At 70.3% G+C, this 21,682-nt stretch carries 18 protein-coding genes; 10 read left to right on the plus strand and 8 right to left on the minus strand.

Annotation, left to right across the window (positions count from 1 at the left end):
- Nucleotides 1–26: 26 nt before the first annotated feature.
- The 4 genes from G554_RS0100085 to murQ all read right to left on the minus strand — a co-directional run bounded on the left by G554_RS0100085 (nt 27) and on the right by murQ (nt 3,361).
- The gene (locus G554_RS0100085) at nt 27–1,430 is read right to left on the minus strand and encodes a PFL family protein (RefSeq protein WP_084648179.1); all 1,404 of its coding nucleotides are present in this window, start codon (nt 1,428–1,430) and stop codon (nt 27–29) included.
- Nucleotides 1,431–1,434: 4 nt separating this feature from the next.
- Nucleotides 1,435–1,704, minus strand: a complete 270-nt coding sequence (locus tag G554_RS0100090) for an ACT domain-containing protein (protein ID WP_027586314.1) — start codon at nt 1,702–1,704, stop codon at nt 1,435–1,437.
- A gap of 65 nt (nt 1,705–1,769) precedes the next feature.
- Nucleotides 1,770–2,321 (minus strand): GNAT family N-acetyltransferase, encoded by a 552-nt coding sequence (locus G554_RS0100095; RefSeq protein WP_036923848.1) that lies wholly within the window; start codon nt 2,319–2,321, stop codon nt 1,770–1,772.
- On the minus strand, nt 2,318–3,361 hold the full coding sequence (murQ, locus tag G554_RS0100100) for an N-acetylmuramic acid 6-phosphate etherase (protein WP_245569898.1): 1,044 nt from the start codon (nt 3,359–3,361) through the stop codon (nt 2,318–2,320). The genes G554_RS0100095 and murQ overlap by 4 nt, the downstream gene beginning before the upstream one ends.
- Nucleotides 3,362–3,468: 107 nt before the next feature.
- On the opposite strand from murQ, the gene G554_RS13665 reads away from it, so the two are divergent.
- The 4 genes from G554_RS13665 to G554_RS0100120 all read left to right on the plus strand — a co-directional run bounded on the left by G554_RS13665 (nt 3,469) and on the right by G554_RS0100120 (nt 7,846).
- Nucleotides 3,469–4,593, plus strand: a complete 1,125-nt coding sequence (locus G554_RS13665) for a BadF/BadG/BcrA/BcrD ATPase family protein (protein WP_051232051.1) — start codon at nt 3,469–3,471, stop codon at nt 4,591–4,593.
- Nucleotides 4,594–4,752: 159 nt separating this feature from the next.
- Nucleotides 4,753–6,735, plus strand: a complete 1,983-nt coding sequence (locus G554_RS0100110) for a penicillin-binding transpeptidase domain-containing protein (protein ID WP_084648180.1) — start codon at nt 4,753–4,755, stop codon at nt 6,733–6,735.
- Nucleotides 6,732–7,643: a mechanosensitive ion channel family protein gene (locus G554_RS0100115; protein ID WP_051232055.1), complete on the plus strand. Its 912-nt coding sequence runs from the start codon at nt 6,732–6,734 to the stop codon at nt 7,641–7,643. The genes G554_RS0100110 and G554_RS0100115 overlap by 4 nt, the downstream gene beginning before the upstream one ends.
- A gap of 11 nt (nt 7,644–7,654) precedes the next feature.
- Complete coding sequence (locus G554_RS0100120) at nt 7,655–7,846, plus strand: hypothetical protein (protein WP_027586319.1); 192 nt, start codon at nt 7,655–7,657, stop codon at nt 7,844–7,846.
- Here the strand turns inward: G554_RS0100120 and G554_RS0100125 are convergent.
- On the minus strand, nt 7,818–8,969 hold the full coding sequence (locus tag G554_RS0100125; RefSeq protein WP_051232057.1) for a glycerate kinase: 1,152 nt from the start codon (nt 8,967–8,969) through the stop codon (nt 7,818–7,820). The genes G554_RS0100120 and G554_RS0100125 overlap by 29 nt on opposite strands.
- A 182-nt stretch (nt 8,970–9,151) precedes the next feature.
- Between G554_RS0100125 and G554_RS0100130 the strand changes: the two genes are divergently transcribed.
- A complete protein-coding gene (locus tag G554_RS0100130; RefSeq protein WP_027586321.1) occupies nt 9,152–10,702 on the plus strand; it encodes a CCA tRNA nucleotidyltransferase in 1,551 nt (516 codons plus the stop codon).
- A gap of 84 nt (nt 10,703–10,786) precedes the next feature.
- Here G554_RS0100130 and G554_RS0100135 read toward each other — a convergent pair whose 3' ends face one another.
- Nucleotides 10,787–11,731: an NADP-dependent oxidoreductase gene (locus G554_RS0100135; protein WP_027586322.1), complete on the minus strand. Its 945-nt coding sequence runs from the start codon at nt 11,729–11,731 to the stop codon at nt 10,787–10,789.
- A gap of 151 nt (nt 11,732–11,882) precedes the next feature.
- On the opposite strand from G554_RS0100135, the gene G554_RS13670 reads away from it, so the two are divergent.
- The 5 genes from G554_RS13670 (at nt 11,883) to G554_RS0100160 (ending at nt 18,884) form a co-directional block, all read left to right on the plus strand.
- Nucleotides 11,883–13,214, plus strand: a complete 1,332-nt coding sequence (locus G554_RS13670) for a C39 family peptidase (protein WP_051232059.1) — start codon at nt 11,883–11,885, stop codon at nt 13,212–13,214.
- Nucleotides 13,215–13,285: 71 nt separating this feature from the next.
- On the plus strand, nt 13,286–15,610 hold the full coding sequence (locus G554_RS13675; RefSeq protein WP_161626442.1) for a DUF6049 family protein: 2,325 nt from the start codon (nt 13,286–13,288) through the stop codon (nt 15,608–15,610).
- 237 nt (nt 15,611–15,847) lie between these two features.
- The gene (locus tag G554_RS0100150) at nt 15,848–17,782 is read left to right on the plus strand and encodes a protein kinase family protein (protein ID WP_027586323.1); all 1,935 of its coding nucleotides are present in this window, start codon (nt 15,848–15,850) and stop codon (nt 17,780–17,782) included.
- Complete coding sequence (sigM, locus tag G554_RS13680) at nt 17,779–18,438, plus strand: RNA polymerase sigma factor SigM (RefSeq protein WP_084648181.1); 660 nt, start codon at nt 17,779–17,781, stop codon at nt 18,436–18,438. The genes G554_RS0100150 and sigM overlap by 4 nt, the downstream gene beginning before the upstream one ends.
- Nucleotides 18,439–18,455: 17 nt before the next feature.
- Nucleotides 18,456–18,884: a hypothetical protein gene (locus G554_RS0100160; RefSeq protein ID WP_027586324.1), complete on the plus strand. Its 429-nt coding sequence runs from the start codon at nt 18,456–18,458 to the stop codon at nt 18,882–18,884.
- 119 nt (nt 18,885–19,003) lie between these two features.
- Here the strand turns inward: G554_RS0100160 and glpK are convergent, their stop codons facing one another.
- A complete protein-coding gene (gene glpK / locus G554_RS0100165; protein WP_027586325.1) occupies nt 19,004–20,533 on the minus strand; it encodes a glycerol kinase GlpK in 1,530 nt (509 codons plus the stop codon).
- Nucleotides 20,534–20,888: 355 nt separating this feature from the next.
- Nucleotides 20,889–21,644: an MIP/aquaporin family protein gene (locus tag G554_RS0100175; protein ID WP_027586326.1), complete on the minus strand. Its 756-nt coding sequence runs from the start codon at nt 21,642–21,644 to the stop codon at nt 20,889–20,891.
- Nucleotides 21,645–21,682: the final 38 nt, after the last annotated feature.

A 21,682-nucleotide genomic window follows, 5' to 3' on the forward strand; every position in this document is an offset into this window, starting at 1 on the left:
GGCGGCGCCCAGGCGCCGGCACAGGGTCAGTTGCGGAAGGCGTGCACCGGAGCCGGGATGTGACCACCCCGGGCCACGAACTCGTCGGAACCGCATCGGCTGGTCGCCAGGATCGGCGCCCGGCCGAGCAGACCGCCGAACTCCACCTGGTCGCCGACCTCCTTGCCCGGCACCGGGATCAGGCGCACCGCGGTGGTCTTGTGGTTCATCACCCCGATCGCCGCCTCATCGGCGATGATCGCCGCCAAGGTCTGGGCCGAGGTCGAACCGGGTAGCGCGATCATGTCCAGGCCCACCGAGCAGATCGCGGTCATCGCCTCCAGCTTGTCCAGCCCGATCGCCCCCATCCCGGCGGCCTCGATCATGCCGATGTCCTCGCTCACCGGGATGAAGGAGCCCGACAGCCCCCCGACATGGGAGCAGGCCATCATGCCGCCCTTCTTGACGGCGTCATTGAGCAGGAACAGCGCGGCGGTGGTGCCGTGCGCACCGACCCTCTCGACCCCGATCTCCTCCAGGATCCGGGCCACCGAGTCGCCCACCGCAGGAGTCGGGGCCAGCGACAGATCGACGATCCCGAATGGCACGTCGAGACGTTCGGCTGCCATCGTGCCGACCAGCTGACCCATCCGGGTCACCTTGAAGGCGGCCTTCTTGATGGTCTCGGCGACCGTCCCGAAGGATCGGCCGGGGACCTTCTCCACCGCCCGCTTGATGACGCCGGGACCCGAGACGCCGACCGAGACGCAGCAGTCGGCCTCGCCGATCCCGTGGAACCCGCCGGCCATGAAGGGATTGTCCCCGACCGCATTGGCGAAGACCACCAGCTTGGCCGCCCCCAGACCGGCGATCGATGCCGTCAGCTCGGCCGACTGCTTGATCGCGCGGCCCATCGCCGCCACCGCCGACATGTTGATCCCCGCCCGCGAGGAGCCGATGTTCACCGAGGAGCAGACGTACTCGGTGGCCGCCAGAGCCTGCGGGATGGAATCGATGAGCACCTTGTCGCTGTGGGTCCGCCCCTTGTCGACCAGGGCTGTGAAACCTCCCAGGAAGTCCACGCCGACCTCCTTGGCGGCGGCGTCCAGAGTCAGGGCGAAGGGCAGGTAGTCGTCCTCCCCCGAGGCCGCGGCGACCAGCGAGATCGGCGTCACGGTGATCCGCTTGTTGATGATCGGGATGCCCAGTTCGGCCTCGATGCCCTGGCAGGTCGCCACCAGATCCTGTGCCCGGGTGGTGATCCGGTCATAGATCTTCCGGCGACAGACCTGGCCGTCGGAGTCGATGCAGTCCAGCAGCGAGATGCCCATCGTCACGGTACGGATGTCGAGGCGCTCCTCCTCGATCATCCGGATGGTCTCGAGGATGTTCTTGGCGGTTGCCGGGTCCGTCGGGTCCTGGCTGGCGGCAGCAGTCCTGGAGGTAGTCATCCGATCACAGCCTGTGCATGGCGTCGAAGATGGCCTCGGACTGAATATGGACGACGACGCCCACCCGCTCCCCGGCGTCCTTCATCCGGGTCTGGATGGTGGCCAGATCGGGGGCGTCCTCGGAGAGCACGCACTGCATGATCATCGTGAAGTAGTCACCCATCAGGGTCTGGGAGACGTTGACGATGTTGACCCCCATCCCGGCCAGTGCCGTGGAGATGGCGGCGATGATTCCCGGGTGATCGTTCCCGGTGACGGTCATGATCGCGTTCATGAGGACATCCTCCCGCATCCGGTCCGCCGCGTGTCGCCGGAGGGTCGGACGCCGCCCGACCCGGCTCAGGCGATCTGGCTCCTCAGCAGGGACATCGTGATCGAGTCCCACCGGCGGCCATCCCACTCACGGGCCTCCGGGACCCGGCCGGTGACCGTGTACCCGAGCTGCTCGGCACATCTCATCATCCGGGTGTTGCCGCTCCAGGTGGTCAAGGTGACGACGTGGGCGTCGGTCTCCTGGAAGGTCTGCCGGGTCCACCTCGCCAGCGCTGTGGACCCGATCCCCTGGCCCCACAGCCGCGGCTCGAAGATCACCAGCCCCAGCTCCCACCAGCCACCGCCGGCCGGATCGATCTCGAACCGGTTGACGAACCCGCAGCGGTGCCCCTCCACGGTGATGATCGCCCGGTCCCCAGACCTCAGGCGGGGCCGCCAGTCGCGAGCGAAGTCACGATAGCTGCGATCGTCCTGGTCGCCGAAGTAGGGCCCGTCCCAGCGCTTCCACTCGGCATCGGGCACCTCGACATTCCAGTGCCACAGCCAGATGAGATCATCCTCGACCAGCGGGATCACGTCGACCTGGGGCACCAGAAGTCTCCTCAGTCGAGTGGTCATCGAGGATCCGCCCCGGTGGCGGTGCGCGCCAGCTCGATGGCGGTGCGCACCCCCGACGGGTCCCCGCGACGATCGGGGCTCGGTGGGGTGTGGTCCAGCGCCTCCGCTGCCCGGTCGGTGCCGACCCCGGCGGCCAACGCGACGATCGCCACCCGGACTCTCCCGTCGGCGGCGAGCAGGGCCGTCCGGGCCTCCTCGGAGCTGGCGCCGGTGGCCTGCTCGACGATCCGGACCATCCGCACTCGCAACTTCTCATTGGTGGCGACGACATCAATCATGAGATTCGACCAGGTCTTGCCGAGCCGGATCATGGCAGCGGTGGAGATGGCGTTGAGGGTCATCTTCTGGGCTGTCCCCGACTTCATCCGGGTCGATCCGGTGACCGCCTCGGGGCCGGTGTCGGGCAGGATGGCGACGTCGGCCAGCTCGGCCAGCGGGGCCCTCGGGTTGGTGGAGATCAGGGCGGTCGGCAGGCCTCGGCGTCTGGCCTCTGCCAACGCCCCGGCGACGTACGGGGTCCGGCCGCTGGCGGCGATGCCGATCACCAGATCGTGCTCCCCGGCCTCCTTCAGTTCCGCGGCACCCAGCTCCGGGGAGTCCTCGGCCCCCTCGACGGCCCGCACGAAGGCGCGCTGCCCACCGGCCATGTGGCCGATCACCTGGTCGGGGGAGATGCCGTAGGTGGGCAGCAGCTCCACGGCGTCCAGGACGCCGAGACGGCCGGAGGTGCCGGCCCCGACGTAGTGCACCGCGCCACCGGCGGCCAGGGCGGCCACGAAGAGGTCGACGACCTGGCCGATCCGGTCCGTGCAGGCCTGCACCGCGGCGGCCACCCGGGCGTCCTCGGCGAGGATCTCGGCCACCACCCCGGCGGCGTCCAGCTGGTCGATGTCCAGGGTCCGCTCATTTCGGGACTCGGTGGCCCAGGTGAGCTTCGGGGCTGCCTGGCCGACTCCTGCCACCAGCGGTGTCGATGCGGTCTCCGGTGTGCCGGAGGGGGTCGAGTGGCTGGCCTGGGGAGGTTCGGCGGAACTGGTCACAGGGTCTCCTTGGGTGGGCTCGGGTCCATATCTTGTCACGGTCCGGCCACCCCATTCGGCGTGCTCAGAACCCCGGTCCGAACACACATCAGCGATGAGCACTGGTGATGGTGCGGCGGGTCACCGGTACCCTCCTGAGGGTGACGGTGATGGGGATCGATCTGGGCGGCACGAGCACGCTCGCCGAGCTGGCCGACGACTGCGGGGCGGTGCTCGGGCGCGGTGCCGCCGAGGGGGCGAACCTGAGATCGGCCGGCGGCGGGATCGCCGGGGCGGCGGCGGCTGTCCGGCGCTCTGCCGAGCTGGCCCTGACCGTGGCGGTGGCCGGCGGCCCCCGGCCTCCCGAGTCCTCGACGCCCACCGATCCCGCGCTCATCGACTCCCCGGACGCTGCCGACCCGACCGCTGTGCTCGAGCAGGCCGTCACCGGGAAACTCCTTCCCCAGGTCATCGTCATCTCGGCCTCGGGTGCCGGGGCGGCCCGTCACGATGAGGTGGCGGCAGCCTTCCGGGCGGCCCTGGCCGGGATCTGCGACCGGGTCCATGTCGAGAACGACCTGTCGGCGGCCTTCCGATCGGCCAGCTCCGGGGGCGACGGCTACCTGCTGCTGTCGGGAACCGGGGCGGTGGCCGGCCGCTACCGAGGAGGGATCCTCGAGCGCCGTGCCGATGGGCTCGGCTGGATCCTCGGCGACACCGGATCGGGGCTGTGGATCGGCTGGCAGGGTCTTCGTGCCGTCGCCGCCGATCTGGATCGACGCGGCCCGCACACCGAGTTGACCGCTCCGATGGTGGCATCCCTGGAGGTGCAGCCGGTGACCGGCGACCCCTGCCAGGACTTGGTGCGTCGGGTCGACGAGCTGGCCCCCGCCCAGATGGGCGGTCTGGCGCCGCTGGTGCTGGCGGCTGCGGCGACCGATGCGGTCGCCGGCCGGATTGCGGAGGCGGCCGCGGAGGCGCTGATCACCAGCCTCGACGCGGTCGTCGCCGACTCCGGGCCAGGACGCAGCGCGGACCGTCCGGACTCGGCACCCGAGGGCCTCGGCGTGGAGGGGGCGGGCGACGTCCCCCGCGAGGTGGTGCTGGCCGGCGGGGTGCTGGCCCACCAGACCCCGGTGCGCGCCGCCGTGCTGGCCGAACTGGGGCGGCGTGGCGGATGGCGGGCCGTCACCGCCGCCGACCCGGTCGTCGGCGCCCTGCGGATCGCCCAGGACCTCCTCGACGCCGACTGAGACCACCCTCGGAGCCGCCTCCCGCCGGCCACCGGCGTCCCCAACTCGGGAGTAGGTGCTCCGCCGTCACCACGGCCGCCCTAGTCTGGTGCCACGGCCGGGTTCACCGGCGCCCGGGATCGGTAGGACAACCCGCGGGGACCAGGGAGGATTACGTACATGACGTCGCAAGGACCGATGCTCTCCCGCCGCGCGCTGGGCCAGGGGACCCTCGGCACCCTCGCCGCAGCCGCCCTGACCGGGTCCCTCTCCGGCTGCAGGAACACCTCCCCCGACACCCCCGAGGTGCCCGACGCCGCCACTCAGGTCGCCCGGCAGCTGGCGGCAGGTCTCAGCAAGGGCGACCTCACCGGCGTCCCGGTCGATGACCCGGCAGGCGCCGCAGACGACATGAAGGTCATCTTCGCCGGGATGGACGGCCTGCACCCGACCACCAAGGTCGCCTCCACCAAGGTCTCCGACGGCGGCTCGGACAGCACCTCGAGCACCGTCACCGCCACCCTGGCTCACACCCTCACGCTGGCCGGCCGGACCTGGTCGTTCACCTCCACGGCGCGCATCGTCAACACCAGCAACCTCTGGAAGGTCGCCTGGGAGTCCACCATCGTCCACCCCCGGCTCACCCCCGCCACCCGGCTCCGCCACACCCGGGAGCTCGGTGAGAGGGCCTCGATCACCGGCGCCAACGACTCCGACATCGTCGTCAATCACACCGTCCATGACGTCGGCATCGACAAGACCAAGGCCGACAAGACGGCCTGGGCCTCCTCGGCCACGGCCCTCGCCAAGCTGGTCAAGATCGACCCCAAGGCCTACGCCGCCCAGGTCCAGGGGGCCGGGGACCAGGCCTTCGTGGTCGCGATCACGCTGCGCGAGCAGGACATCCCCAGAGACGTCGGCGTCATTCCCGGCGCCGCGGTCACCGACCGCGAGCTGCCGTTGGCACCCACCAAGACCTTCGCCAACGGTCTGCTGGGCACCGCCGGGCTGGCCAACGAGGAGGACGTGGCACGGGGCAAGGGAGAGATCGAGACCGGCGACGTGGTGGGCAAGTCGGGCCTGCAGCTGCGCTACGACTCCCAGCTGCGCGGCAAGGTCGGCCACCGGATCGATCTGGTCGCCCGCAAGGGCGCCTCCGACCCCGACGCCACCACCGCCACCACCGGATCCGCACAGCCGACGCCCTCCCCCTCCTCGGCAGCAGCCCTGCCGGCCAGACTCTTCACCACCCCCAAGACCGACGGGACACCGCTCAGGCTGACCCTCGACCCGACCCTCCAGTCCAAGGCCGAGACCGCCCTGGCGGGCGCCTCCGGGGTCGCCTGCCTGGTCGCCATCCAGCCCTCCACAGGCGGCATCCTGGCGCTGGCCAACTCGCAGGCGGCCGGTGCCAACGGATTCGCCAACTACGGCCAGTACGCCCCCGGGTCGACCTTCAAGATCGCCACCACCCTGGCCCTGCTGCGCGCCGGGCTCACCCCCGACTCCACCGTCAACTGCTCGTCGACCGTCACCGTCAACGGCCGGACCTTCCACAACTACTCCGACTACGACTCGGCCTTCGCCGGCAGCATCCCCCTCAAGCAGGCGGTCGCCCAGTCCTGCAACACGGCCTTCATCTCCCAGCACGCCAAGGTCACCTCGGCGACCCTCAAGCGGGCCGCCGCCAGCCTGGGGGTGGGCACCGACTACGACGCCGGATTCCCCACCTTCTACGGCTCGATCGCCGACACCACCGCCGCCGATGTGCTGGCCTCCGACATGATCGGCCAGGGCGGGGTGCTGGCCTCCCCGATGGCGATGGCGGGGGTGGCCGCCTCGGTCGCCGCCGGCACGACCGTCGTCCCCTGGCTGATCCAGGGCAGGAAACCGACCCCCAAGGCCACCTCGCTGAGCACCCGGGAGGTGGCCGGGTTGCGCGAGGTGATGGTCACCACCGTCAAGCAGGGCTCCGGCCGGGTGCTCGCCGGGCTGGCCACCGGCGCCAAGACCGGCACCGCGGAGTTCGGCCCGGCGGGCAAGGTGAGAACCCATGCCTGGATGATCTGCTGGACGTCGTCGGTCGCGGTGGCCTGCATGGTTGAGGTCGGGGACTCCGGATCGGGAACCGCAGGCCCTATCATCAAGGCATTCCTGTCATGACCCCACTCCAGATCCCGCTCCACATCCCGGTGCCGCTGAGGACCTCCATCGTGAAGTCCTTCACGTGGAACTGGCCGAACACCCCCATCAACCTGGCGATCATCATCGCCGCGGCTCTGCTGTTCCGGTGGCTGCTGCGCCGCGGGATCAACTGGCTGATCGGCTGGATGCTGCGCCGCACCGAGAAGCGGCGGTCCTCCGAGACCACCCACGGCGGCATCGCGATCGGCGAGCTCACCGGTCTCAATGCCGAACGGCAGGCGCAGCGCACCACCACGGTGGGCCGGCTGCTGTCCAACATCGGTGTCGCGCTGATCGTGGCAGTCGCAGTGCTGTGGGGGTTCGACACCGTCGGCATCCGGTTGACGCCGGTGCTGGCCTCGGCCGGTGTGCTCGGCATCGCGCTGGCCTTCGGCGCCCAGTCCCTGGTCAAGGACCTGTTGTCGGGTCTGTTCATGATCTTCGAGGATCAGTACGGAGTGGGCGACGTGGTGGAGATCAACGAGATCAAGGGCACCATCGAGGATGTCGGGCTGCGAGTGACCCGGATCCGCGACTTCGACGGGCTGATCTGGTACATCCGCAATGGTGAGATCACCCAGGTGGGCAACCGCACCCAGGGGGTGGCGACCTCGGTCACCGACATCACTGTGCACGCCTCGGAGGATCCGATGGTGGTGATGCGGGTGCTCAAGATGGTGATCCGCGAGATCGACCAGGACCCGCAGTTCAGCGACTCCCTGCTCGAGACACCGACGGTGCTGGGCGTCACCGACATCACCGGGGACAAGATGACCTTCCAGATCGCCACCAAGTGCGTCGCCCAGACCCAGTACGACGTGATCCGGACGCTGCGCCGCAAGGCCAAGGACGCCTTCGACGAGGCCCGCATCCGCGGCGCCTTCTGAGGGATGACGCCGTGGCGTGGCAGTGGATCTGGATCGGGGTGCTGTTCAGCCTGCCAGTGCTGATCGGGGGCGCCGGGCTGCTGGTGGTGCTGATGGTCAGACCGCTGATGACCGGCCGCCATCGTGGTTTCGAGGAGGCGCAGCGGCGCGACGAGGGGACCTCGGCCGGGCCGGCTAACCCTCCGACATCGCCTCGGCGATGAGCCTGGTGAGCAGCGTGCGCGCCCCGGAGATTGACTTGTCAGGATCCGGCTCGATGTCCGACAGCGCCAGGACGCCGTCGAAGGCGTCACGGTCGGCGCCCGTCAGTTCACACAACCCGCAGACCGCCCAGACCGGCACCCCGGCCTGGCGGGCCATCCGGCGCACCGCGTCGGGGGTCTTGCCCAGCAGGGTCTGATGGTCCAGCCGGCCCTCCCCGGTGATCACCAGGGAGGCCTCGCGGATCCGCCGGGCGGCGTCCGACCAGCCGAGCACCACCTCGGCGCCAGGCCGGTAGTGCGCTCCCAGGCACATCAGCGCCCAGCCGACACCGCCGGCCGCGCCGGCTCCGGGATCGTCGCGGTGGATCACCCCCAGGGCCGGCTCGACGGCCCCTGAGAAGGTCTCCAGGGTCTTGTCGGCCAACGCCACCCCATCGGCGTCCATCCCCTTCTGCGGGCCGAAGACCGCAGCGGTACCACTCGGACCGAGCAGCGGGCTGGTGACATCGCAGGCCACGGTCAGCTCCACCTCGGCCAACCTCGGGTTGAGGTGGGTGAGGTCGACCAGGTCCAGGGCGACCAGGCCGGCCAGGCCGGGCTCGACGTCATTGCGATGGGAGTCCAGGAAGATCGCCCCGAGGGCCTCGAGCATCCCGGCCCCGCCGTCGGTGCTGGCCGAGCCGCCGATCCCAATGGTGATCGAGGCCACCCCCTCGCGCAGGGCTGCCGCGATCACCTCTCCCAGACCTCTGCTGGACGCCGTCAGCGCGCGAGCCGGAGTGGGCGGTCCGGAGACCCGGTCGGCGCGTTCCAGACCGCAGCAGGCCGCCATCTCGATGACGGCGTCGTCTCCTCGGCGGGCCCAGTCGACCTGGGCGAGGTCTCCGGTGGCGCCGTGGCAGCGGGTGGAGACCGAGTGGTAGCCGGCCGCGATCGCGGCGTCCAGAGTGCCTTCGCCGCCGTCGGCGACCGGGATCGAGACGACCTTGATACCGGGGTCGGCCCGGCGCAGGCCCTGACTGACCGCCAGGCAGGCCTGACCGCTGGTCAGCGACCCCTTGAACGAGTCGACCGCCACGACCACGCTGCCGGCCTCCGACGCCCCGTCCCTGTCAGATGTCATGGGGCCAATGCTAGAGGGACAGGGCCCCAGTCGCCGCCGTCCGGCCGCGCCGATGGGCCGACAACGACGTGCCCGGATAAAGCCCTTCTGCCCGGCCGGAGCCCGTGGACCCCGGCACCGCGCCGATTCCTCGCCAATGGCGGCCGAGGGCATCGCCCCGGGGCCTCGTAGAGTAGTGACTCGTGTCCGAGACTCTTGCCTGCTTGAACCCGACCCCCCAGGAGAGGGGCCTCACTCTGCCTCAACTGCTGGAGCACCGGATATCCCACCTCTTCGAGACCATCCCGCTGGTCGGCGAGCTCGGCCAGCTGTTCGCCGAGCACGGTCACGATCTCTACCTGGTAGGCGGCTCGGTGCGAGATGCCCTGCTGGGCACCCTCGGCCATGACCTGGACTTCACCAGCGACGCCCACCCCGACCAGATCGAGGCCCTGCTGCGCACCCGGACCCATGCGGTCTGGGACATCGGGCGGGCGTTCGGGACCATCGGAGCCAATATCCGGGTGGCCGACGGTGCCGCTGCCGACCCGACAGCTACCGATTCGACCGCCACCGATCAGAGCCCCGACGCCTGGGTGGTGGAGATCACCACCTACCGCACCGACGTCTACCGGCCCGACTCCCGCAAACCCGAGATCGCCTTCGGGGACTCCATCGACGAGGACCTCATCCGCCGCGACTTCACCGTCAACGCGATGGCCGTCCACGCCGCCACCCGGCAGTTCATCGATCCCCATGCCGGGCTGGCCGACATCGCCGCCGCGACCCTTCGCACCCCCTTCCCCCCCGAGCGGTCCTTCTCCGACGACCCGCTGCGGATGATGCGCGCTGCCCGGTTCACCTCCCAGCTCGGCTTCGCGGTCACCGACCCGGTGCGCACCGCGATGACCGGGATGGCCGACCGGATCGCGATCATCTCGGCCGAGCGGGTCCGTGATGAGCTGTCCAAACTGCTGCTCACCGACCACCCGCGGGAGGGCCTGGACCTGCTGGTGTCCACCGGGATCGCCGACCACGTGCTGCCCGAGCTGCCGGCACTGCGTCTTGAACTCGACGAGCACCACCGGCACAAGGACGTCTACCAGCACACTCTGACGGTGCTCGACCAGTCGATCGCCCTGGAGCGCTCCCGCGGCCACGCCCCCGACCTCACGGGCCGGATGGCGGCGCTGATGCACGACGTCGGGAAGCCGGCGACCCGCAGGTTCGAGCCCGGCGGGAAGGTGTCCTTCCACCACCACGACATCGTCGGGGCCAAGCTGACCCGCAAACGGCTCAGGGCCCTGGCCTTCCCCGGCCAGTTCGTCAAGGACGTCGCCAAGCTCGTCGAGCTGCACCTGCGCTTCCACGGCTACGGCGAGCAGGGCTGGACCGATTCGGCGGTGCGCCGCTACGTGCGCGACGCCGGCGACCAGCTCGAGCGCCTCCACATCCTCACCCGCGCCGACTGCACGACGATGAACCGCCGCAAGGCCGAGCGACTCGAGTTCGCCTACGACGACCTGGAGCACCGGATCGGTGAGCTGCAGGAGCAGGAGGAGCTCAAGTCGATCCGCCCCGACCTGGACGGCGAACAGATCATGGCGATCCTGGGGATCGCCCCCGGCCCGGTGGTGGGACGGGCCTACAAGTACCTGCTCGACCTACGACTGGACGAGGGCCCCAAGAACGAGCTGGAGGCCGGTGCGGCGCTCAGGGCGTGGTGGGCCGAGCAGCCGGAGTCGACGAGCTGAGAGGCCGACGGCCGGTCATGGTTCCCGGCCGGTCCGAGGTGTCTGCGCCCCGGACCGCGCACCGAACCCGTGGCGCCGCGCCCCTCAGATCTGGTTCGGGTGGAGGACGATCTTGCCGTGCACGTGCCCCGAGGCCGAGGACTCGAAGGCCTGGCCGAGATCGGCCAGCGCGAAGGTACCGGCGATGTCGGCGTGCAGCACTCCGTCGGCCGCCAGTTCGGCCAGCTCGGCGAGCTGGGACCCGGAGGGCTTCACCCAGGTCGACAAGCCGCCGGCCTCGGCGGCGCCGGGATCGGCGATCGAGCCGTGCACCCCGCCTGGCGCCAGCACCGAGGTGGTGACGTCGAGCACTCCGCCGATCAGGTCCAGCACGATGTCCACCCCGCCGGGTGCGAGCTCGCGGACCCGCTCGGTCAGCCCCTCGCCATAGGCCACCGGCTCGGCCCCCAGCTCGCGGAGCCGCTCGTGGTTGCGGGCCGAGGCGGTCCCGATCACCCGGGCACCCAGATGCCTGGCGATCTGCACCGCGTAGCACCCGACCCCGCCGGACGCGTTGTGGATCAGCACGGTGCTGCCCCGTCCGGTGCCGAGCCGGAGCAGGTTCTGGTAGGCGGTCAGCCCGGCCAGCGGAAGAGCTCCGGCCTGATCCCAGTCCAGCCCGGCCGGCTTGTGGGCCAGGAACTCCATCGGCACCGGGACCAGCTCGGCGAAGGTTCCGTGATGGATCCAGGCGGTCCGGGCGTAGGCCATCACCTCGTCGCCGACCTCGAATCCCGGGGTGTCGGGGCCCAACTGCTCGATGACCCCGGCGACGTCCCAGCCGGGCACCGCCGGGAAGACGACGTCATAGATGGAGTCCAGCCCCCCGGACATCACCTTCCAGTCGACGGGATTGACGCCGGCTGCCATCACCCGCACCAGGGCGAATCCCGGCGGCGTCCTCGGTGTCGGCCGGTCCTCGACCAGCTCGAGGACCCCGACATCGAGGGTCTTCCCGTTCGCGTACCGGCTGTACTGCTGTGCTCTCATGACGCCACGGTAGTCACCGAAGGCTCTTCTTCCAGCCCTCACGCTGCGGGCCGAAGCCGCCCCGACCCGCCTCGGAGTCGCTCCGCCGGCCGCCGGCGAGGCGCCCCGCTCACCCGGGGGTCGCCCCCAGCAGCGCGGCTATGCTCCAGCCATGAACTCTCCGGCCAGCTCCCCCCGAGCCCACTCGCAGATCGAGTTCTGGGCCTGGCAGGGCAGGCCGCCCGAGAATGCCCGAGGACGCCGGTCCTTCGCCTCCGGAGACCTCGATGGCTGTAGGGCGGACCACCGCGGACTCACCGTCGACCGTCCGACCGGCGAGCGTGTCCTGGCCGACCCCTTCGTCGACCGGCCCGACGGCTCGGTGCGCCCGGCCGCCGACGACCCCGGTGCGATCAACTCACCGGTGAGATATCAGACGGCGACCTGGACCTCGCCCCTCCACCGTTTGGGCTTCGGCGGCCAGCAGATCATCGTCTCCTGGAACGCACTGACCCCGGGACACTCCTGGATCGAGGTGCAGATCCAGCCGATCATCGGCGAGGTGGCACCATCTGCCGCCGATACGCAGACCCCCGGACCGTGGTTCACGATAGCCCGCTGGTGCCGGCTGCTGCCCGCCCAGGGGGGCGCCATCCACCGCGCCAGCGTGGCGGGGCAGAGCTCAGCCGGCGCCTCGGTCGATGTCGACACCCTGGCCGCCTCCGAGGGCCACGAGATCACCGGTTACCGGCTGAGGGTGATCCTGGCGGCCCCGCTCGGGGCACCCGAGCGCCCCGTCGTCTCGCTGCTGGGGGCGGTCGCCTGGGCACCCTCCAGAGGCCACGGATCGTCTCCCGCCCCCAGCGCGGCACCCGGCCCGGCCCCACTGCCGGGAAGGGAAATACCGGTCCCCCCGCTGTCCCAGATGACCCATCGCGGCCAGTACCCGCAGTGGGGCGGTGGCGGCGAATCCTGGTGCTCGCCGACCTCGGTGGCGATGACGATGGGCTACCACCGCTGCGGCCCCACCCCCGCCGAGCTGGCCTGGATCCAACCCCCCGACGACCGGATCGTCGCCTTCAGCGCCCGGGCGACCTGGGACCACCAGTTCCAGGGCGCCGGAAACTGGGCCTTCTCCACCGCCTACCCCGCCGAGTATCCCCTCGAAGCCTTCGTCACCCGACTCGCCGGCCTGGCCGAGATGGCCCCCTTCATCGCGGCCGGCATCCCGCTGGTGGCCTCACTGGCCTTCGACGCCACCGAACTGGACGGCTCGGGATACTCCACCGAGGGCCACCTGATGCTGGTGATCGGATTCACCAGCGGTGGCGACGTCATCGTCAACGACCCGGCCAGCCACAACCTGCCCGACAACGACCAGGTCCGGGTGGTCTACCGGCGCGACCAGTTCGAGCGGATCTGGCAGCGCAGTTCCAAGGGCACGGTCTACGTCATCCATCCACCCCGGCTGCCGCTACCCCCCGGTCCGGCGACCGGGATCTGACCCCCGGCCGCCGGTGCTCCGGTCAGCAGTCCCCGATGCCGTTCACAGCTGGCGTCCATAAGATGAAGACCATGCCTGTCTCTGCCACCGATCGACCGGGGAGTCGCCAGCGCCCCTCCGGCACCCGGCGGCAGACCCGCAGGCGCGCCGCCCTGCTCCTGGCTCTGCTGCTCGCCGTCCTCACCGCGATGACCTCCGCCGCCCCGGCTCTGGCCTCCCCCGCCACGACACACCCAGCCAGGGCCACCCAGAACCCCTCGACCCCGGCAGTCACCGTCGACCTCACCAGCGTCACCCCCGACAGCGTCGATGCCAACGGCACCATCACCATCAAGGGCACCGTGACCAACACCTCGAAGGTCGCGATGACCTGGGTGCAGGTGTCCTTCTGGCGCTCCCGCGACCCGATCACCGACCCCTCCGCCCTCAGCTCCGTGCTCTCCTCCCCCATCACCATGCCGGTCGGGGAGCGCTGGTTCGGTGAGAAGAACGAGGCGAGCATGGACAACATCACCGACCCGGAGGCGACCCAGACCTTCCAACCCGGCCAGACGGCGTCCTTCCAGGTCTCCGGCACCGCCAAGGAGATGGGCCTCACCACCGCCGGTGCCTATCTGGTCGGCGTCCACGTCCAGGCGACGCCGGTCGGCCGGTCCCGGCTGACGGTGGGCCGGGCACGGGTGCTCACGGTGGTCTCCGCCGCCACCACGAAGGCAGCCCTCACCCCGGTCGTCGAACTGTCCTCCCGGCCCGCCATCGGGCTGGACGGCACCTTCATGGATGATCACCTGGCCGGCGAACTCACCGGGCGGCTCACCACCCTGCTGAGCGCCGCACAGAACCGCCAGGCCACCGTGCTGGTCGACCCGGGGCTGGTGGACGAGGTCATCGCGATGGCGGCCGGCTACACCGTCGACGGCAGACCCGGAACCGGCACCCAGGCCGCGATCAACTGGTTGGCCGCCCTCACCCCCGTTCTCCAGGGGGGCAACGCCTATCGCCTTCCCTATGGCAACGCCGATGTCGTGGGGGCTGCGCGGGCCGGCCACCAGGTGGTGCTGACGAGGGCACGCGACGCCCTGGCCGCCACCTCCACGGGGGCCAGCGGCACGGCTGGCAGCAGCTCCACATCAACCAACCCGGCGGCCAACCTGCCTCTGGCGGTGGTCGATCGGGCCGGCGCCCTGGACCGCCCATCGCTCACCTCGATCGTCGATGTGCTGCACCCCCAGGTGGTCCTCAGCTCCGCCGCCGACACCACGGCCACCAGCTACTCGACCTCCGGGACCACCCTGGTACCGCTGTCCACCGATGTCCTGGACGGCGGGCCCGATCACACCTCCAGCCCCGCCCAGCGCCGCGGCCGGTTGCTCGCCCAGGCACTGCTGGACTCCCAGGACGGCCGGCCGGTGACCACTGTCGTCACCACCGAGAAGGAGTTGGCGGTGGTCGGGCTGACGGCCACCAGCACCGAGCCCTGGCTCACCCTGAGGAGTCTGTCCGCAGCGGTGGGGACGCCGTCCACCACCAATCCGTTGCCGGCCCGCAGCCGGGTGCCCACCGTGCTCCAGGGGTCCTGGTGGACCGACCTGGAAGTCGCCGCCCGCCACGCGGCCGGCTGGGGCGACGTGCTGGCCGACCCGGCGCAGACCACCCTCAAGACCGACCGGGCGCTGTCCCGCGGGGTCTCGGTCGACCTGGCCGCCGCCCAGCGCTCCGGCTGGCTGACCACCGCGATGTCCTCGGCCACCCAGCTGCTGTCGGGAACCTCGATCAACCTTCACGCCGCCGAGAGCTTCGTGATGTCCTCGGCCTCCAACTACCTGCCGCTGACAGTCACCAATCGGCTCGACGCCACCGTGCGAGTCAAGGTGGTGTTCACCTCCGAGTATCCCCAGCGGATCTCGGTGCCGACCACTCAGGTGGTGACGATCCGCTCGGGGGAGACCCAGACCATCCGCTTCTCCCCGCGCGCCAGCTCGAACGGCCAGGTCGAGATGACCGCCCAGCTCACCAGTCCGGCCGGCCGCCCGCTGGGCGTCCAGCACCACTTCCTGATCCGGGCGACCCGGATGGACGACATCGGCTGGGTCATCATCGTGATCTCCGGGGCGGTGCTGCTCGGGGCCACCCTGCTGCGCATCCACCAGGTCCGCCACCGCCAGGGGACCGACGCCGCGACCCTGGCCGAGGAGCTGACGGCAGGGTTGGAGGAGGCCACTCAGCATCACGAGAGCACCTCGCCGACGCCGGCCGGGAGTTCGACGGTCGGCCCGGACGGGGCCACCCACGACCATCTGCCCGAACCCCGCCAGGAGCCGGGCGACTCACCAGGAGACGCCTCCGCTCCGCCGTCCGAGGCACCGATCGACCCGGCTTCGGGTACCGGCCGGTGAGCCCCGTTCCGATCAGCAGCCCGAGACGGCAGACTTGGTGAGGGCGATGTCGAAGGTCCCGGGTGCTGCCGGCGGTGCCTCATGCGGCGTCCCCCGGGTTCGAAGCGCAGGGAGGTGACGGTGGACAGCGTATTCAACGACCGCCGCCAGGTCTCCCACTCCAGCGACCAGCAGTGGCACGAGGAGGACGAGCAGACCCGCCCCCAGCCACGCCCCACCGACCCAGACCCGGTTCCGGTGCTGCGCGCCGGAGCCCAGCTCGGCGGCCGCTTCCGCCTCGAGCAGGAGCTCGGCAATCCCCTCGGCACGATGACCTGGCGGGCCTTCGATCTCAAACTGCACCGCCCGGTACTGATGCACATCATGGCCCCCGACGGGGCCCACACCGACGAGGTGCTGGCCGCCGCCCGGCGGGCCGCGGTCGCCACCGACTCCCGATTCCTGAGAGTCCTGGACGCCGTCGCCGCGGGGCCCGGGGACCCCGGCTCCTTCGTGGTCTGCGAGTTCGCCCCCGGCCGGTCGATCGCCGAACTGCTCCAGTCGGGGCCGCTGTCGGCCCTGGAAGCGGCCTGGATCATTCGCGAACTCGCCGATGCGATGGCCCCGCTGCACAGCCTGGGGCTGTTCCACGAGAGACTCAACCCCGACAACGTCATCGTCACCTCCACCGGCAATGTCAAGATCGTCGGGCTGCTGATCCAGGCAGCCCTGCACCCCTGGCCCGGTGACCAGTCGTTGACCTGGTCCGACCGTGAGGCCCGCGACGTCTCCGACATGGGACGGCTGCTGTACGCCTGCCTGGTCTCCCGCTGGCCGGTGGGCACCGCCCGCCATCCGCGCCCGCTCGACAGCCTGGACGGCAGGGTCCGGTGGGGCCTGGTCCCGGCCCCCTCCGATGACCACGGCTGGCTGCCGCCGCACCAGGTACGGGCCGGCGTCTCCCCCGCACTGGACACCCTGTGCGACCAGATCCTCTCAGAGGTCCCCCGCCACAACGAGGTCCCGATCCGCACCGCCAACGAGGTGGCCCAGGCGCTGGCCCGGGTGCTCGGCAGCGCCGATGCGGCCGCCGACCTCGAGCGCCGACTGCGCTACCCGGCCGAGCAGGGCAACAGCACCACCGCCCCGGTGACACCGGCCGCCGCAGTGGCCGCTCCCGGTGCCGCGGGCCGACCTGCCGGCTCGAACGGGACCCCCACCGAGTTCGGCACTCCCGGCGCCGACGACAGCTCTCGCGGCGACGGCTACCCGGATGACGACGGCACCGGCAGCTCGACGATTCCCGGCCGCGACGAGGACGGTTACTGGACCCCGGAGGCCGCCGCCGGGGAGTGGGCCCACGTTCCCGCACAGCACTACCTGGACGGGGGTTCGGGGGACCTCAGGGCCGTCGAGGGATCGGCGTCCGCCGCCCCGGGCGCCGGCCCCCGGGACCCGGGTTCACCGCGCGGTTCGCGGCGTCAGGCAGGATCCGGCAGCGCTGGCCGGCCCGACGGTCGCCCGATCCCGATGGCCTCCCATATCGCCCCCGCGGATGTCGAGAAGGTCTCCCATCAGCTGGCCCGGCCCCGGCCCGACCCCCGGCGCTGGCAGATCTGGGCGGTCGGCCTGGTCGCTGCCGTGCTGGTGGTCTGCCTGCTGCTGGTCGGGCTCAGGCGGGTGGCGGCAACCGAACCGGCCGGCCAGGCGGCGTCCTCGGCCTCGACAGCGGTCACCATCTCCAAGGTCGATGACTTCGACCCCGAGGCCGACGGGGGCAATGACGAGGAGAACCCGAACAAGGTGTCTCTGGCCTGGGACGGCAAGGCCGACACCGCCTGGACCACCCTGGTGTACAAGAACTCCCCCAGTTTCGGACGGCTCAAGCCCGGCGTCGGGCTGGTGGTCGACCTCGGGTCCACGACGTCGTTCTCCTCGGTGACGGTCACCCTGGTCAACGGCGCCACCGACGTGGCCCTGTACGTGCCGAGATCCGCCGGCGCTGAGCCCCCGATGTCGACCATCGGCGACTGGCGCCGGGTGACGGCCCGGCAGGGGGCGCGAGGGGCCACCACCCTGAAACCCTCCCCGGCGGTGTCCAGCCGGTATCTGCTGGTTTACCTCAGCAAGCTGCCGAAGATCTCCGACAACCGCTTCCAGGGGGGCATCGCGGAGATCAAGGTGAACCCGTGAGCCGGGCCGCGGGGCCGGCGGGAGGATCGGCCCAGGGGGAGGACGAGCCGGGCCGCGCCGATCCCGAGGACCCTCTCGAGGCCGCCGATCCGGGCCCGGGCCCCAGCGACGCCGACCTGCTGGCGGCCCACGTCGCCGGTGACCCGGACGCCTTCGGCACCCTGTTCCTGCGCCACCGGGACCGGCTCTGGGCGGTGGCGGTGCGCACCATGGGCGATCGTGAGGAGGCCGCCGACGCCCTTCAGGAGGCGATGATCTCGGCCAGTCGCAGGGCCGGGACATTCCGCGGTGACGCCGCGGTGACCAGCTGGCTGCACCGGATCGTCGTCAACTCATGCCTGGACCTGATCCGTCGCAACCGGGTGAGGCGTACCGAGCCGCTGCACCCCGGGGCCGATCGGGATCTGGCCCTGATCGCTGCTGAGGACCCGACCCGCCGGATCGAGTCGGCCGAGCTGGCCGCGATCGTCGAGCAGGCGCTGTCCCGGCTGAATGCCGATCAGCGGGCTGCCCTGGTGCTGGTCGACATGGAACAGATGCCGGTGGCGGAGGCGGCTGTGGAGCTGGGAGTGCCACGGGGCACCGTGAAGAGCCGGTGTGCCAGGGGCCGGGCCCGGTTGGCCGAACTGCTGGCGCCGTTCCGCGACAGTTTCTGAGCCCTCCACACCGGACCGTGTCCCCGAGATGGCCGCTGTCCGACCCGCTCGGGGAACCGATCGCGGTGCCGGCGCGTCACACCGGTGGTGGTCGGCCCAGTGCACAGCCGGTCCCCCTGGCCGGCTCCCGACCCGACGACACCCTGGAGGACCTGATGGACGACAGCCATGACCACCGCCTGGATCCCTCCGATCCCGGCACCCCGCGCCACCTCGGCTGGGTGAGCGATCTGCTGGCCGCCCAGCCCGCCCCGACGGCTCCCGACGAGGTCGTCTCGGCAGTGGTCCGGAGGCTGACCCAGGAGCAGCCCCATCGGGACCTCACCATCCGCGACAAGTCCGACACCGTGACCCAGGCCCTGCCCCACACCAGGGCCCCGATCTCCAAGGCGGTCCAGGTATCACCCGACGACGCCCTGGGGCCGGCCCGTCCCGGTGACCGCTGATTCAGGACTCGCGCTCCAGAACGCCCCCGGCCGGGCCCGATGGCGACTCAACGCCATCGGGCCCGGCCGGAACTCAGCTCCCAGCCGGCCGGCCACGTCGGGCCGGCCGGCACCGGATCTCAGTCGCGCACGTCGTCGTCGACCCAGTCGAAGGTCTTGGTGACGGCCTTCTTCCAGTTGCGGTAGAGGCGCTCGCGCTCGTCGGGATCGCCCTTCGGCTCCCAGCGCTTGTCCTCGGCCCAGTTGTCGATGACGTCCTGCTTGCCGTTCCAGAACCCGACTGCGATGCCGGCCGCGTAGGCGGCACCCAGGGCGGTGGTCTCGGCGACCACCGGGCGGATCACCGGCACCCCGACCTGATCGGCCTGGAACTGCATCAGGGTGTCATTGGCGGTCATCCCACCATCGACCTTCAGTGCGGTCAGCGGGACGCCGGAATCGGCGTTCATGGCATCGACCACCTCGCGGGTCTGGAAGGCGGTGGCCTCGATGACGGCCCGGGCCAGGTGGCCGCGGTTGACGTAACGGGTCAGGCCGACCAGGGCGCCACGGGCGTCGGTGCGCCAGTAGGGTGCGAACAGGCCCGAGAAGGCCGGCACGAAGTAGGCCCCGCCGTTGTCCTCGACGGTCTTGGCGAGGTCCTCGATCTCGGGGGCCGCGTCGATCATCCGCAGGTTGTCGCGCAGCCACTGGACCAGCGATCCGGCAACGGCGATGGAACCCTCCAGGGCGTAGACCGGAGCGGCGTCACCGATCTTGTAGCAGACCGTGGTGAGCAGTCCGTTCGAGGAGAAGACAGCCTCCTCGCCGGTGTTCATCAGGGTGAAACAGCCGGTGCCGTAGGTGTTCTTCACATTGCCCGGCTCGAAGCAGGCCTGACCGAAGGTGGCGGCCTGCTGGTCGCCCAGGATGCCGGCGATCGGGGTGTCGATCAGCAGGCTGTTCTTGGCGCCGTAGCCGTAGACCTCCGAGGAGGACTTGATCTCGGGCAGCATCGAGACCGGGATGCCGAAGTCGGCGCAGATGTCCTCGCGCCACTTGAGCTCGCGGACGTCCATCAGCAGGGTGCGGGAGGCATTGGTGACGTCGGTGACATGGATGCCGCCGTTGACCCCACCGGTGAGGTTCCACAGCACCCAGGTGTCGGGGGTGCCGAACAGCAGGTCGCCGGCCTCGGCCTTCTCACGGGCCCCGTCGACATTGTCGAGGATCCACTTGATCTTGGGGGCCGAGGGGTAGTTCGAGACATTCTCACCGGTGATCTGGCGGTAGCGCTCCGAACCCAGGTCGTCCCCGGCGTTGATCTCGTTGACGATCGAGGTGGTGCGTCCGTCCTGCCAGACGATCGCGTTGTAGACCGGCTTGCCGGTGTTCTTGTCCCACACGATGGTGGTCTCGCGCTGGTTGGTGATGCCGACCGCGGCGAGCTGGTGGCGGTTGATGGCCGCCTTGACCAGGGCCTGGCCGACGACCTCGTTGACGGCCTCCATGATCTCGAGCGGATCGTGCTCGACCCAGCCGGCGCGCGGGAAGATCTGCTCGAACTCCTCCTGGCCGACCGAGACGACGTTGCCATGGTGGTCGAAGATCATGGCGCGAGCGGAGGTGGTTCCCTCGTCGATGGCGAGAACGTACTGCTGGTCACTCATGAGTGATCCCTTTCTGTGTCGATTGCTCCGGCTCGATGTCGCGTCATCAGGTTCGGCACGGTGTGTCGAGACTGCGGCACTGTGAGCCCGAGGAGTCGCGTGGGGCTCATCTGCGCCCCGTTGTGCTGATCCTCATCGGCCGGGTCGGTGCTGACCCGGTCGACATGCTTCTCAGTTACGTTGGTATCACATTCACACAACTCATGTGAGTCACGTGAGAGGGTGAACTACCTAGTCAGTGGTCAGACAGCAGAGAAAGAACGCCGTGTGGCCAGTCGCTGGTAGATCACCCTAACAGTTGGAATGTGAGGCGGGTGGGGGAGGGCCTGACATCGCGTCCTCCCCGACTCAGCGGTCAGATCCAGAAGACCCGGTAGGTGAGGGAGGCCAGGAGGGCACCGACCATCGGGCCGACGATCGGAACCCATGAGTAGGCCCAGTCGGAGCTTCCCTTGCCCTTGATCGGCAGGACCGCGTGGGCGAACCGGGGAGCGAGGTCTCGAGCCGGGTTGATGGCGTATCCGGTGGGGCCGCCGAGGGAGGCGCCGATGGCCACGATCAACAGGGCCACGCCGAGCGGGCCGATGAAGGAGTTCTGCGTGTAGCCGGACAGCAGCACCCAGATCAGCAGCACGTAGGTGCCGATGACCTCGGTCATGGTGTTCCAGAAGTAGTTGCGGATCGCAGGACCGGTCGCGAATGTGCCCAGTTTGAGGGCCGGATCGCAGTCCTCGTCGTAGTGCTGCTTGTAGGCCAGCCAGGCGACCACGGCACCGACGAAGGCGCCGGCGAACTGGCCGAGGATGCAGACGATGATGTTGGTGGCGTTGGCCGGCAGGCCTGGGGCCAGGTCCTTGCCCGCCGCCCACAGGCCGATGGTGACAGCCGGATTCAGCTGTCCACCGGTCTTGTAGGCGCAGTAGACGCCGAACATCACGCCGAAACCCCAACCCCAGTTGATCTGGAGGGAACCCGGGGCATTGGCCTGTCCTTTGGACTTGGGCAGAAGGTTGTTGGCCACAACTCCCACACCAAGAAGAATGAGGATCATTGTGCCCAAGAACTCGGATCCGAAGGCCGTCCAGGCCGGGACCATTGTTTCTAGAAGCAAGGGGATACTCCTGTGCCATGGTGTCACCAGCGACACCG

Source organism: Acidipropionibacterium thoenii DSM 20276, assembly GCF_000423445.1.
GTDB lineage: Bacteria > Actinomycetota > Actinomycetes > Propionibacteriales > Propionibacteriaceae > Acidipropionibacterium > Acidipropionibacterium thoenii.